The sequence below is a fragment of the Clostridium chromiireducens genome (genome assembly GCF_003575225.1).
Lineage (GTDB): Bacteria > Bacillota > Clostridia > Clostridiales > Clostridiaceae > Clostridium > Clostridium chromiireducens.
In genome coordinates this window covers 101,481-115,197 of record NZ_QXDJ01000008.1, presented here as the reverse complement: position 1 = coordinate 115,197, position 13,717 = coordinate 101,481, and the positions used below count along the sequence as shown (strand labels likewise).

At 29.0% G+C, this 13,717-nt stretch carries 13 protein-coding genes and 1 other RNA gene; all 14 read right to left on the bottom strand.

Features of this window, described 5'->3' with window-relative positions:
* Window positions 1–201: 201 nt before the first annotated feature.
* Window positions 202–594, bottom strand: a complete 393-nt coding sequence (locus D2A34_RS23835; RefSeq protein ID WP_243128393.1) for a hypothetical protein — start codon at window positions 592–594, stop codon at window positions 202–204.
* Window positions 584–736: a hypothetical protein gene (locus tag D2A34_RS26940; RefSeq protein WP_182629458.1), complete on the bottom strand. Its 153-nt coding sequence runs from the start codon at window positions 734–736 to the stop codon at window positions 584–586. The genes D2A34_RS23835 and D2A34_RS26940 overlap by 11 nt, the downstream gene beginning before the upstream one ends.
* A gap of 206 nt (window positions 737–942) precedes the next feature.
* Complete coding sequence (locus D2A34_RS27360; RefSeq protein ID WP_243128392.1) at window positions 943–1,089, bottom strand: hypothetical protein; 147 nt, start codon at window positions 1,087–1,089, stop codon at window positions 943–945.
* A gap of 345 nt (window positions 1,090–1,434) precedes the next feature.
* Window positions 1,435–2,628, bottom strand: a complete 1,194-nt coding sequence (locus D2A34_RS23825) for an IS701 family transposase (RefSeq protein ID WP_119368113.1) — start codon at window positions 2,626–2,628, stop codon at window positions 1,435–1,437.
* Window positions 2,629–2,755: 127 nt separating this feature from the next.
* Window positions 2,756–3,808, bottom strand: coding sequence for a restriction endonuclease PLD domain-containing protein (locus D2A34_RS23820; RefSeq protein WP_182629457.1), 1,053 nt, complete (start codon window positions 3,806–3,808; stop codon window positions 2,756–2,758).
* Between the two features lie 145 nt (window positions 3,809–3,953).
* Window positions 3,954–4,982: a hypothetical protein gene (locus tag D2A34_RS23815; RefSeq protein WP_119368111.1), complete on the bottom strand. Its 1,029-nt coding sequence runs from the start codon at window positions 4,980–4,982 to the stop codon at window positions 3,954–3,956.
* A gap of 475 nt (window positions 4,983–5,457) precedes the next feature.
* Window positions 5,458–5,814, bottom strand: a transfer-messenger RNA (tmRNA) gene (ssrA, locus tag D2A34_RS23810).
* A gap of 297 nt (window positions 5,815–6,111) precedes the next feature.
* Window positions 6,112–7,932 carry a PAS domain S-box protein gene (locus D2A34_RS23805; RefSeq protein WP_119368110.1) on the bottom strand — a complete coding sequence of 607 codons (1,821 nt, stop codon included), beginning with the start codon at window positions 7,930–7,932 and terminating at the stop codon, window positions 6,112–6,114.
* Window positions 7,933–7,988: 56 nt separating this feature from the next.
* Window positions 7,989–8,261, bottom strand: coding sequence for an STAS domain-containing protein (locus D2A34_RS23800; protein ID WP_079442067.1), 273 nt, complete (start codon window positions 8,259–8,261; stop codon window positions 7,989–7,991).
* An 11-nt stretch (window positions 8,262–8,272) separates the two neighbouring features.
* Complete coding sequence (locus tag D2A34_RS23795) at window positions 8,273–10,273, bottom strand: methyl-accepting chemotaxis protein (RefSeq protein ID WP_119368109.1); 2,001 nt, start codon at window positions 10,271–10,273, stop codon at window positions 8,273–8,275.
* Window positions 10,274–10,333: 60 nt separating this feature from the next.
* Window positions 10,334–10,741: an ATP-binding protein gene (locus D2A34_RS23790; protein ID WP_242966180.1), complete on the bottom strand. Its 408-nt coding sequence runs from the start codon at window positions 10,739–10,741 to the stop codon at window positions 10,334–10,336.
* A gap of 293 nt (window positions 10,742–11,034) precedes the next feature.
* Complete coding sequence (locus D2A34_RS23785) at window positions 11,035–11,751, bottom strand: YczE/YyaS/YitT family protein (protein WP_079442064.1); 717 nt, start codon at window positions 11,749–11,751, stop codon at window positions 11,035–11,037.
* Window positions 11,752–12,009: 258 nt separating this feature from the next.
* Window positions 12,010–13,404: an NADPH-dependent glutamate synthase gene (gltA, locus tag D2A34_RS23780; RefSeq protein WP_119368108.1), complete on the bottom strand. Its 1,395-nt coding sequence runs from the start codon at window positions 13,402–13,404 to the stop codon at window positions 12,010–12,012.
* Window positions 13,404–13,717 (bottom strand): iron-sulfur cluster-binding protein (locus D2A34_RS23775; protein WP_479723264.1); only part of this gene is annotated, 314 nt, incomplete at its 5' end. The genes D2A34_RS23775 and gltA, both read right to left, overlap by 1 nt.

The following is a 13,717-nucleotide window of genomic DNA, read 5'->3' as shown; positions in this document are numbered from 1 at the left end:
AATATGTATATTTATGTATATTAAACATAAAATATATTTATAGGTATTTTTAACTAAACTATATTTAAAAATGCAAAATTAATATTCCTATATATCTACAATATTTTATCCAAATCAAACCTTCTAATTTCTCTTATAATCCAATTAATAAAGTAGAAATATTTAAAGTCATTGCACTCTAAATATTTCTAGCAAATTTTATTAACTAACCTTTATATAAAAACTCTGACTATACCTTTCATACAAATCATACCTACTAATTTGGCTTATAACCTTAACTCCCTCATTATTTTTGAGCAAAGAAAAAGACACATTAAAGATAACTTCAATGTGTTCTTTATACACTATGACTTCTTTTACAAAGTATCTTATGAACTTTTTGCATTCTGAAATATTCCTGCTAATTACATAGCCGCTAAAATTGCTCAGCAGGCTTCTTACATCTGCTTCTGTCACAATTTGGTTAATATCCTTAACTTCAATTTCTGATAACTTAGCTTCTAATTTACTCTTACTATTCTTAAACTCATCTATTTTAGATTTGAATTCTTCTTGAACAAATCTATTTGTTATAGCAGTTACTTTACTCTTCACGATTCTTACTTTTAACTTTTATCTTTTCTATACTACTATAATAATCATTATCAATAATTGATACTGCCTTAAACACTTCACAATATTTAGTTTCCTTTACTATTTTTCTTTCTTCAGTTATTTCTTTACTCTGCCTAGCCATATACTACAACACCTTTCCTAATAATAATTCATGTAATTCTTTGTTTGAATAGACCATTACTGCATAATCTGAGGCTAATAGAAAAGTGCTGAATAGTATTTAGTACCATCATCACTTATTATTTCATCAGTATATTCAGGAAGTAACCTCTTCAACTTATTAACTTTTAATTCTTCTACATCGGTATCTGATTCTAATAATAAAACCTATCCTCCTAGATCAGCATCTACTGCTCTACTAATACTATAATTCTCATTAATTACTGTAATAACCTCTTCAATGCTTTGTAAAACCTCTTTTGCATATTTTGATTTTAGTTCTTCTAACTGTTCTAATTCCCATAACTTTCTCATGATTAACTCCTCCTTTAAAATAGAAAAAGGAATACTTAAAGCGTTATATTGCTTTAAATATTCCTTCTCTTTATTACATGATTATAATATATATTTGATTTTACATTTAATCCAGTAAATAGATTTTTGCTATTTGTAAATTTTTCATTTTTTCAATGTACTTTCTAATTTTTACTATTAGAATACCCATTCAACATGTAATTATCATGGTTTCCTGTAACATATAGACAAAATATATTATCAAAAAGAAAATCAAACTTATTATCAAAAGGCATATTTGATACTTATACTATAATAGTGCATTTTTACTTGAATAATTTTACAGTTGAATAAAAAAACAGATTCTTAAGCTATTTTTAATGACTCAAAAATTTCTTCTATCGGCGTACCGCTTGCAGCTGCTTCGTAAATATATATTACTTTGAATTTTTCTAAATCTTTCTTAGCAGCTTTATATCCAGTATTAAAGTGATGCGAATCATTACAGTATATTTTGCAATAAGTATAATTTGTTAACATTATTATTAGATATCTATTTATACTTTTATAACTTCTTACTTGATATCCATCGAGTCCCAAGTAAGTTTTGCAATCTCTAAAAAATGGTTCAATCGCCCAACGGTCGGTATATTGAGTTAAAATTTCTAACGGTGCTAATGATTTTTCTAAGGAAATAAAAGTTTTTAATGCTCCATCTTTTTGAAAAGCATCTTTAGGATAACTTAAAACAATAGAAACATTTTTTCTATCTTTTAAGTCGCCAACATAATTGTAAATATAGTATTGCTTATCTTGGACGGTGACAAGGTCAAAGTTTTCAATACTTAACGATGTAGCAAATTTATGAAGTTTTATGCCCAATCTTTCATTGCCTTGTGGAAAGATAACTCTATTAGTTTTTAAAGCACCGATATAACTGTAACCAGCTTTTTCAGAAGCATTAAAAATATCCTTACAACTATCAGCTAACACATATCCTTTATTTTCAGGCTTAGGAAGTGTTGCAATTAATTTTTGAATTAATTTGATTTTACTCATAGATTCTTTATCATAGATATCAATTGAATATGGGAGCACTAATCCGTCACACGATAGTAGAGAAACCAATATTTGATGACCATATACATTCTTACCTTTTAAGTGAGAATTATGAAATGAACACTTTTTAATTGGATTTTTAGCCTTTGACGAGGGCTTTGTCTTTTCAGAAATAGTGTCATCAATAATAAGGTATGTCGGCTGTTTAGATTCTCTTGATTTAGACCAAATAAGTTCTATGATATATGATTTTAATGCTCTTTCTAAAAGTTTTTCATCCCAATTACTATTTGAAAGAAATCTAGTAATACTAGTTCGATGCTTCGAAGTAGCAAGCTCCGCTATGTCGGAAATTTTACCGTTATAACCTTTTGATATCATAGCATTCATTACATTTTCTAAATGTCTTAATTGAGGCTTAGTTAAGTAAAAATCAAAATTTAATTGCTTGAAAAATTTGTATATTGATATCCCATCTGATATAATTGTGTTATGAAATATTTATGTATAGCTCTTGCTGTCATTGTTGTGTGCAAACTCAATTATAACAAGGATTTATCATAAATGTTTTTTTATTTTATTCAGTTGTAAAATTATTCAAGCATTTTTGCACTATTATAGCTTATATTTAACTTTTCCAATTTTTATCTATCTCTTCAATTAAATATATTGCAAACTGTTCTGTTAATCTTATCCTATCTCTTCCCCATTTTAGAGCTCCTAATGTGTCTCCTCCATTATAAGTGATATGTTTGTCTGGATATAATTTCTTAAATTCACTAACTAAATCATTAGTTTTCATTTCATATACCCACCATTCTTTACTAAATGGAATAGAATAACATTCTACACTAACTTTCCAAGGCCACCTATCATCTTTATTTATCTCTTTGAATTCAGAACTATCACTGCTTATTTTGTAGTATCCAACTAAAAATCCAGTACCAACACTATGACAAAATAGAATATCTCCTTTGTTAAGTTTATTTGCAGAATCACCAAATCCTATCTCATCATTTTCTTTTAAAGTATCTCCTTTTTTAAATGGATTACCAGTAACTCCAATAGGCTTAAGATAGTATCCCATCTTTATATTACCATTTTTACTTGGTTTGACATTTATATATTTATTAATCTTAAATACATTCTCTTTTGGTATCGGATTATTTTTTTTAAAATCTATTGCCGACTTATGTATTGCCTCAATTTGATGTTTGTTTAATTCGTATACAGTCATTTCTTCTATTTCTGAACGAAGTAATTTTTGTTTGTCGTTATCATTAATAGATATACCCCATTCATAATTATTTATCAATCCTTTTGATGTAAAGTTGGCAGAAGTTACAATAGCGCCTCTTTCTTTATCATTTTTATAAAATAAATAAACTTTTCCATGCAAGTCATCATTAAATTTTACAGATAATTTAATATTATTACTCTCACAGTATCTATATAATTCATGCACAGAATCAGCTTTATTTAAAGCATCATTGTATCCTTCAAAAACAGTGTAAATAGTCAATTTTTGAATAGTTTCCATGTTTTCTAGAAAAAAGCCTATATCTTTTGTAAAAAAAGGTGAAACCAATATTAATTCATCAGATTCCTTAGATAATTTTAATATTTCTTTAAAGTGATTTTTAGACTTATCATTACCTAAAATACCAATACTATCTTTCATAACTACTTCTCCTCTATAAATTTCCACATAATTTTTCATAATACTATTCTATTCTTTACTGGAAATCTATTCAAGAGACTTTTTATATTTTGGGCATATAAAAAAGCATTCTACCATGTGATTGAATGTACTTTTTTTATAAGCATTAATTATTTTTGTTATCAATTTTTTTAAAAATGTCATACATATTTATTCTATTTGGATCATTGAACAAATCATATTTTACAAAATCCCAACAACAATTTATTCTATTAAACTTAGAATATAATTGAATATTAGGTGAATATTCAAATTCTAAATCTAATTCAACAGACATACAATTATAATCTAAATTATAATATTGACTATAACCTTTATGTTTATTACATGGAAAATTTTCTACAAAATTAGTATTATATGTAGGTTTAAAGTAATTTATTAATGCTGCTTCTGTTATATTTATAACTTGATTATATACTGGTAAATTCATTATTCCATTTTGAAAGTGTTCTTCTTCTTCCTTTTCACTCACAGCATATTCTTTATTTATTCCATCAAATGTAGTATTCAGAATAGGTGTCATTTCTAATAACAATATAAATATCCTTTTATCTTGATATTTAGTATGACAATCTGTTAATATTTTTTGTAATTTTTCATGTGATGATAATCTCTTTTGTGCTAGTCTTTCTCCGTGTTCACCATATGCTTGTCCTATATATAACACTTCCATCTCTAAGGGTATACTATGTTGAATATAACTATCATTCAAAAAAACTTGTGCATCTATTGTTCTATTCAATGCTTCTTTAAATTCTTCTTCTGAATAATTTAATCTGCTTTTATTTTTATCATAATAATTTTTAATAACACTATCATCAATTTTACAAGTTATTGTATTATAAGGATATTTAATTTTTACATCAACTTTTCTATGATCAAATTCTGATAATATTTTAAAATTTCTAATTCTATGTAACTCTTCTTCCTCTCCAACTATTTTCTTTATTGTAAATTGAATTTCATCTTTATAGATTTCTACACTTTCTTTTTCTATAACAACTCTTGGTACTGATAATATCATATATATATGATATCTAGCATCATCTTTTACTTTGTCTAAATGTTCTACGGGAATTAAAGTTTTGTATGAAGTATATACGTTTAGTCCAAATTCACTAAAATATTTTCTCAAAAAAATCACTCCTTCTAATACTTTAATATTTTTCTACAAAACTACTTATTTTCCTTTAATTTTCAATGACTATAATATATCTATTTTATATATAATTTTAACAAATATTATATATAGGTGTTTACTTCTTCAAATCATAATTGTATTTTTCATAAAATAATATTCCCCTACATAACCATGAATAATCTTTGCTGTGTAAGGTAACATATCTATAATTATATTAAATCTAATATTTTCAATCCTTCTACTTACGATATACCAGAACCACTGTCTCCACATGTGTTTTATATAGTAACATAATTCATTACAGTTTTTGTCTATGTATATGGTTCACCTTTATAGATGCTAAATATCTTAAAATCTTTGCTTATAATGTAATATTCTCTTATAGGATTATAGATATAAACCCTTCTTCAAATCTATACAAAATAAAATAACCCACGAAAATCCAAATTTTAGATTTTCGTGGGTTTCATGGTGGAGGCGAGGGGTATCGAACCCCTGTCCGAAAGCAGCTGAATTTACCTTTCTCCGAGTGCAGTCTAAGTTTTAAGATTCCCCAAAAGCATCGCCCTTAGACAGGCTATACTTTCCGGTAGCTTCATAAATACCCCTCTAGCTCAAAGCTTTGCTAGGCTTCGTTTCCCACTTAAATGACACCAGTGATCCAAGCCGTAGGCAACCTGGGCTGATGAACAGCTTTAAACTAAGCTGCTAATGCAAAATTGTCTTCTGCGTTTACATTTAGTGCATACTTTATTAACGAGGCTCCATGCGTCCCTCGACTCGCTTAATAAACCCATCCCACCCCCGTCGAAGCCAAAACGCCCCCAGGTTAAAGATGGTTTAAAAACATATTCGGTTTTCAAAGAAATGTTCATCTTGTATAACCTATTCTATATCAATCACTACTAACTGTCAACTGGTACATTGTTACTCAGTTAGAACGAACACTCATTTAACCTTGCATTATTACTATAACTTTGTATATTTTGATTATTTTCCAGATTTTTAATTTTCAATTCAATTTCTTAATTAGAAATCATAAATATTTTTGTACAGAAGACATTATCATAGTTCTTCCGAACAAAAATATTTGCTGTTTTCAAAAGAGTGTTGATTTGTGTTTCTACTTTACTTCCATTGCAACCATTGTGCAGTCATCTTTTAATTTTCCGGCATCTAAAATACTATCGCTTAAAAATCCGTCTAAATAATTTTTAAATTCAAATATACTTGCATCTTCCATATATTCTTGTATTATTCTATCTTCATCTAAAATAAAATCTAATCCATCTGTAAAGAAGAAAACTTTATCTCCTGATTCAAAAGAAAGTATTTGTTCACAAAATTCACTGTTCTCAAACATTCCTAAGAAAGGACCTTCAACTATCTTTTCTTCTATCCCTTGTCCTTTCTTCTGAAAAAGGAATTGATTAATTCCTGCTCCAACTACTTTAAGTTCATTCTTATTAAAGTCCATACTAAAACAACATATAGCTATATAATTTTCTTCATAGTATTTAGTTAACTTCTCATTCAGATTTATTACTATATCCATAGGTTCATGAATCTTAGCAACTTCTTGAGAGCACAAAACATCAAATGCAGAAATATTTAGAGCTGCTGATATTCCTTTCCCCCTGACATCTGTAATTATCCCAAGTATTCTACTTTCACTTATTTCATAAATTCTATAAAAATCACCACTTATAGTATTTCCCGGGACATAAACACTGGTAGTATTAATAAATTTTTGAGCAGGGAAGGTATTTTGCAATGTGTTTTTTTGAAATTCGGCAGCTTTTCTTATCTCTTGCTTCATCTCAGTAATATCTCTTATAACTGCTATAATTGCAGCCTTGCCCTCATACACTATATAACTATATGAAATCTGTAAATTAACTAATTTATTATTTGAAAGATAAAATTCATAATCATATACATCTTTGATTCTTTTTTCTGTTATTATATTTCTAAATCTTTTGTGCAAAGCCTTTTTATATTTTTCTTGAAAGCGGTTATATACATTACTTCCAATCAACTCATTGTAACTTATACCAAATATATTACAAGTCTCGTTATTAGCTAACACAATTTTATTATCCACAATTATAACTACAGCCTCTGGTGAACTATTGATAATTTGCTTATATCTTTCTTTGCTGTCTTTAAGTATTTTATCAAGAATCTTCTTTTCTGTAATATCACGAAGTCTCTCAACAATAAACAATAATTCTCCATCTTCTCCCATTACAGGATTATAACATACATCCATAAATTTATTTAATTCTGGAATGTATCTTTCTCTTGATAACATTTCTTTAGTTTCTATAACTTCTTCAAAAGAACAATCCACGCATTTCTCTTTCCTTGCTAAAATTTCATAGCACATCTTTCCATTGACTTCTTCTGGCATCTTTTTATAGAAATTGTATCCAGCTTCATTAAAGAAAGATATTGTATAATCAGTGTTATATACTTTTATTACATCTGGAATTCCATTTAATATCCCCTTTAATTCTTTCTCTAACTTCTTACGTTCAGTAATATCCATAGCAATTACTAGGACAAAGTTTTTTTCACCATTACTGAAAATAGATATATCTGATTCAACAAAAATACTTTTTTTATCTTTTGTTCTTAGTATCAATTCAATTTTATTGATACTTTTTTGATATATTAACTTTCTAAATATCTCAGCTTTATCTTTCCAATTATCCCCTTTTAAAATATCTGAAGGTAGTACGCTTCTAAGTTCATCTTTAGAATAACCTAAATCACTACAAAATTTATTATTAAAATCAACAAAGTATACAGGCGTAAATTCTTTATCCAATTCTATAACAAATGCTAGTTCATTTATCTTATCCCAAATTTCTTTATAACTAGTTTCATTTAACTTTACGTCTTCATCTAATATTAGTGCTTTTTCTTTACCTTCATACATAAATCTATAAGTCCTTTCAATCTGATTTATTAACTTGTTAAATTCTCAGATGCTTTTTATGGACATATTTCAAATACTTTATCTAACCTTGTTAATTTAAATAATTTCTCAACTTCAGGTTTTAATGATTTTAATTTTACGCTGCCACCATTTTCAGCGCACTTTTTATAAATTGCTACTAATGCACCAAGACCAGTACTATCTATAAAAGTACAATCATTAAAATTAAATATAAAGTTCTTTTGACCTCCATCAATTAGGCTATTTATTTTCACTCTAAAATTTGCCACCTCATCAACAATAAAATCCTTAGGTATATTTATTTCCATCTACTATCACCTCATATTTTAAATCTTTCTACAAGTTTAGTTAATTCTTCAGCCATAGCACTTGTTTCCTCAGCTGTCGCTGTCAAATTATTAATTGCATTTGCCTGTTCTTCTGTCGCTAAAGACACATTTTCACTATTGGCAGTGTTACTTTCTGTAATTGTAGCTATATCATTAATAAGCTTTATTACTTTATCTGATGACGCTACTTCATCACCAGTAATATCAAGTATCTCATTTACATGTCCTGCTATATTTTCTATTGCGTTAATTATGTTAACAAACGCCTTATCTGTTTCTGATACTATCTTAACTCCATTGTCAACTTCTTCTTTCGCTCTCTCCATTGCAGATACTGCATTTTGTGTTTGTTTAACCATTTCCCTAACTAATATAGCGATTTCTTTCGCTCTATCATTTGACTCTTCTGATAGTTTCCTAACCTCATCAGCTACAACACTAAATCCTTTACCGTGTTCCCCTGCCCTAGCTGCCTCAATTGCAGCATTTAATGCTAAAAGATTTGTTTGCTCCGCAATGGAATTTATTGTATTTATGATCCCATTTACTTTGGTTGATAGGCCACTTAATGATTCAAGTGACTGTGCAGTTTCATCACTTCCAATACTGATAATATTCATTGCCTTTACTGTTTCTTCTACTTTTTCTCTTCCAAGGTCCGCTACAGCCATAGTATTTGCAGCATTTGAACTTGTTGATTTTGCTCTATTTTGAGCTAATTGAACAAGGCTTGAAAGCTGTACTAAAACTTTAGAAACATCAACTATAGACTCATTCTGCTTTTCTGCATCTTGTGCTACTTGTGTAACTGTTGCACTAATTTCTTCAGTTGCAGAACTGATTTCTTCTGATGATGCTGCCATCTCTTCTGACGCTGCATTTAAATTTTCTGCGGCATTGGTTACACTTCTGACTATTTCATCTTGATGTTTTATCATTTCATTAAATGAGTTTCCAAGTTCCTCTATCTCATCTTTACTCTTTATGCTAATCCTAACAGTTAAATCTCCCTCACCCGCACGTTTCATTAACTTTTCTAAGCTTTTAATTGGATTAATTATCCCTTTAGTTGAATACAAATAAGCACATAGCATTGCAACAATAATCGATATTATAACAATAATTATTGTATTATATCTAATTCCTAGCGCAGCTGACATATATTCATTATATTCTGCTGTCACTGCAATTACCCAATTATCTGCAGGTTGAAAAACAACGTATTTGTATTTATTTCCATAAGTGTAGAAACCTTCTGAGGATTTTCCTGCCTTCATTTCATTAATTATTAATTTTAAATCCTCACCTGCATTATCACTTGCATTTTCTTTTAAAATCTTACTACTATCTGGATGATAAACAATTAATCCATTTTTATCAATCATATATGCATAACCATTTTGTCCAACTTTAATTCTAGCTGCATAATTTGAAATACTTTCAAATTTAATACTTCCAACTAAAGTTCCAATTAATTTACCATTTTCTTTTAACGGATAAACTATAAAAATTGCTGGATTACCAGTGAACCTGGATGTTAGTACTTCGCTAACTACCTCATTCCCACTGCTTAACGCTTGTTTCATGTATTCTCTATCACTTAAATCTATGTCTGGCTCTTTTGTCTGGTTATCAATAATAACTTTACCATAAGCATCTGTAATAATTAACACTTCCATGAAATCCTTATTTTTATCTTGAACATTCTTTATGTATTGAAATGCTGTATCAATATTCTCAGTATTTGAATTTTGTATAGCTTTCCCTAGGTCACTATTTAAACTTGCCACTTCTAATGAATGTTTTACTGATACTATGGTTTCATCAATCAAAACAGATGTACTCGAAGTTTGTTCTTTTAATTGTTGTTCAACGGACGCTTGTATTGATCTACTAGCCATTTCGTATGATATGACTCCTAATATCCCCATTGGTATAGAAATAAGCACAAAAAAAGTAATCATTAATTTTATTTTTAAAGAAATTTTCATTAAATTTTCCCCTTTATATGTACAATATTGATTGAGTATTAATTATTTACTTTAAACACTTCAATCATTTATATCTTGTAGAAGATATTTTTTCATGATTATGGTGTTACCACTAAATATTAGTTCATCAGCATAGGAATTAATAATAAATAACCCTCTTCCTGATTCATCTAGTATTTTTTCTTCACTAATTTCTTCATGTAGTTTTTTGTCTTTTACTCCTTGTCCACAATCTTCCACTTTAATGCTTAATAAGTTATCTTTCACTTCCCACTCAACATATATTGGTTTATTTTTATCACTATTATTACCATGAGTATAAGCATTGGTGATTGCTTCAGATATAATCAATTTTATTTCAAAATGCTGATTCCTTAATTCTAGGGCTTTCATGATATAATCTAGCTTTTGACTAGTTTCACTCACCCCATAGAATACCACTTTACCACTGGTATCCGACATATTCATAATCCCTCCTCTTGCTAAAATATAATTACTCTAAAAAAATAATTTTTAAATTTTATAATATACAACTAGAATCACTCTTTATTATCACACTTATTTCACTATTTTTCAACATATGACAATATACTTAATAATTTCTAAAAATATATATACTCTTATTAAAATAAATATTTCAGTGTTAATTTCTGTATCACTTATCTTTGCAAAAAAATAACTGCTATAGACATTTTAATTATCTATAACAGTTATTTTTTAGTTATGTTTTTAATTATTATTACTTTAATAAAGATAGCTTATTATGCAGTAACTGCAGAACTATCAAACTCTTCGCTTTTTTGCTCTACTATTTTATTTACAAATTTTTCACCATAAGGCAAGAAGAATTGTATAAACGGTCCTGTTGATAACATTGATATTACTGTACCAAGACCAATTTTTCCTCCTAAAACAAATCCAATAATTAAAAATCCACCATCCAAAGCTATTCTAATCCATCGGTATTCTATCTTTGTTTTATCTTGTATTATAAATGGCACAATATCATTTGGAGCAACACCTACATTTGCCGCTGATAAAATTGAAAATCCTATAGCGATTATTAAACATCCAAATACTACTAATAAAGCTCTTATCATATAGTTATAAGATTCAACCGGAAAATACGAAACTACTTTTACTCCTAAATCTATGATTGGTCCTACTCCAATTACACAGATAAGTGTTCCTATTTTTATACGATGCCTATCTACTACTAATATAATAGTAAATAATATTAGTAGTATAATCATGTTGGCGATTCCAGGCGTTACTTCTGCTGCTCCACTTATTAATTTTACTATCCCTATATTCTTTAATCCTGTTTTATTTAACAAGAACGCTAGACCTTGAGTGAATACAGTAAATGGATCCGAACCAATGTTAGTCTTTAGAAATAATGCTACTCCAAATTGAATTATACTCATTCCAACAAAAAATAAGACTAACCTTTTAAGTAAATTAATTGCTTTGTTCATGTTTTTTCTCCTTTATTATATAATTTATTTTAATAATCAGGATGCCTGTAAAATTTTTCCACGCAAAAAAAGCACTAACTAACATAAACATCCTCAAATATCTATGTATAGTTAATGCCTGCCTACCAGTAACATACTATATCATGAATTAACTCTACCATATTTGCAATTATCCGTCAATAACCGCATTAATATTTCATAAAAAATCAGTTTCATTCATTTAGGCATATGAATGAAACTGATTCTAATTATTTGGCTCTATTTTCCTTGTAAATATTCATCTATTGCTTTAGCAGCTTTTTTACCTGCACCCATAGCTAATATTACTGTGGCAGCTCCTGTAACTGCATCTCCTCCAGCATAAACAGCTTCTTTAGTAGTAAGACCTGTTTCTTCTTGAGCTACTATACATCTTCTCTTATTAATTTCTAAACCTGCAGTTGTTGAAGAAATTAATGGATTTGGTGATGTTCCAAGAGACATTATTACAGTATCTACATCCATAACAAATTCTGATCCTGGAACTTCAACTGGACTTCTTCTACCAGATGCATCTGGCTCTCCAAGTTCCATCTTAACGCATTTCATACCTTTAACCCATCCATTTTCATCAACTAGGATTTCTGTTGGATTAGTTAATACATCGAAGATTACTCCTTCTTCTTTAGCATGATGTACTTCTTCTACTCTTGCTGGAAGTTCAGATTCTCCTCTTCTATACACAATATGGCTTTCTGCACCAAGTCTTAAGGCAGTTCTTGCTGCATCCATAGCAACATTTCCTCCACCAACTACTGCAACTTTCTTTCCAGCTCTTACTGGTGTATCATATCCATCTACAGCAGCTTTCATTAAGTTTACTCTTGTTAAAAATTCATTAGCAGAGCATACTCCATTAGCATTTTCTCCTGGTATCCCCATGAACTTAGGAAGACCTGCTCCTGAACCAATAAATACAGCTTTAAATCCTTCTTCTTCAAATAATTCATCTATTGTTATAGTTCTACCAATTATAACGTTAGTTTCAATTTTAACACCAAGCTTTTTAATATTTTCAACTTCATTTTTAACTACTTTTTCTTTTGGAAGTCTAAATTCAGGAATACCATATTCTAATACTCCTCCTGCTTTATGAAGTGCTTCAAATATTGTTACGTCATATCCCTTTTTAGCTAAATCTCCAGCACAAGTTAACCCTGCTGGTCCACTTCCTATAACTGCAACTTTAATACCATTTTTAGTTTCTGTTGCACTTAAATCAACATTATGTGATGCTGCCCAGTCTGCTGTAAATCTCTCAAGCTTACCAATAGAAACTGAGTCGCCTTTTATTCCTAATACACATTTTCCTTCACATTGTTTTTCTTGTGGACAAACTCTTCCACAAACTGCAGGAAGTGAGCTATATTTCGAAATTTCTTTCGCTGCTTCTTCAAAATTTTCATCCTTAAGGTATGAAATAAAACCAGGAATATTAATTGATACCGGACATCCCTCTACACACTTTGGAACTTTACAATTCAAACATCTTAAAGCTTCTTTTGTAGCTTCTTCTTCATTATATCCAAGACAAACTTCTTCAAAGTTTGTTGCTCTAACCTTTGGGTCTTGTTCTCTCACAGGTATTCTAACCATTCTTTCTTTCATATCCATTATTTATCACCTCCGCAACCGCAGCCACCATGATTGTGCGTGTTACCTTCTTCAACTTTTAATTGTGCTTTTCCTTCTTCACTTTTATACATAGTTTGTCTTCTCATTGACTCATCATAATTTACTAAATGTCCATCAAATTCTGGTCCATCAACACAAGCAAACTTAACTTCGCCTCCAACTGTTACTCTACATGCGCCACACATGCCTGTACCATCAACCATTATTGGATTTAAGCTTACTGTTGTTGGAATATTTAATTCCTTAGTTAACATAGAAGTAAATTTCATCATTATCATTGGTCCAATGATAA

Coding starts and splice junctions, on each gene's coding strand:
- D2A34_RS26940 (WP_182629458.1), bottom strand. CDS start 736: ATGGCTAGGCAGAGTAAAGAAATAACTGAAGAAAGAAAAATAGTAAAG.
- D2A34_RS27360 (WP_243128392.1), bottom strand. CDS start 1,089: ATGAGAAAGTTATGGGAATTAGAACAGTTAGAAGAACTAAAATCAAAA.
- D2A34_RS23820 (WP_182629457.1), bottom strand. CDS start 3,808: ATGAAAGATAGTATTGGTATTTTAGGTAATGATAAGTCTAAAAATCAC.
- D2A34_RS23805 (WP_119368110.1), bottom strand. CDS start 7,932: ATGTATGAAGGTAAAGAAAAAGCACTAATATTAGATGAAGACGTAAAG.
- D2A34_RS23800 (WP_079442067.1), bottom strand. CDS start 8,261: ATGGAAATAAATATACCTAAGGATTTTATTGTTGATGAGGTGGCAAAT.
- D2A34_RS23795 (WP_119368109.1), bottom strand. CDS start 10,273: ATGAAAATTTCTTTAAAAATAAAATTAATGATTACTTTTTTTGTGCTT.
- D2A34_RS23790 (WP_242966180.1), bottom strand. CDS start 10,741: ATGAATATGTCGGATACCAGTGGTAAAGTGGTATTCTATGGGGTGAGT.
- D2A34_RS23785 (WP_079442064.1), bottom strand. CDS start 11,751: ATGAACAAAGCAATTAATTTACTTAAAAGGTTAGTCTTATTTTTTGTT.
- gltA (WP_119368108.1), bottom strand. CDS start 13,404: ATGGATATGAAAGAAAGAATGGTTAGAATACCTGTGAGAGAACAAGAC.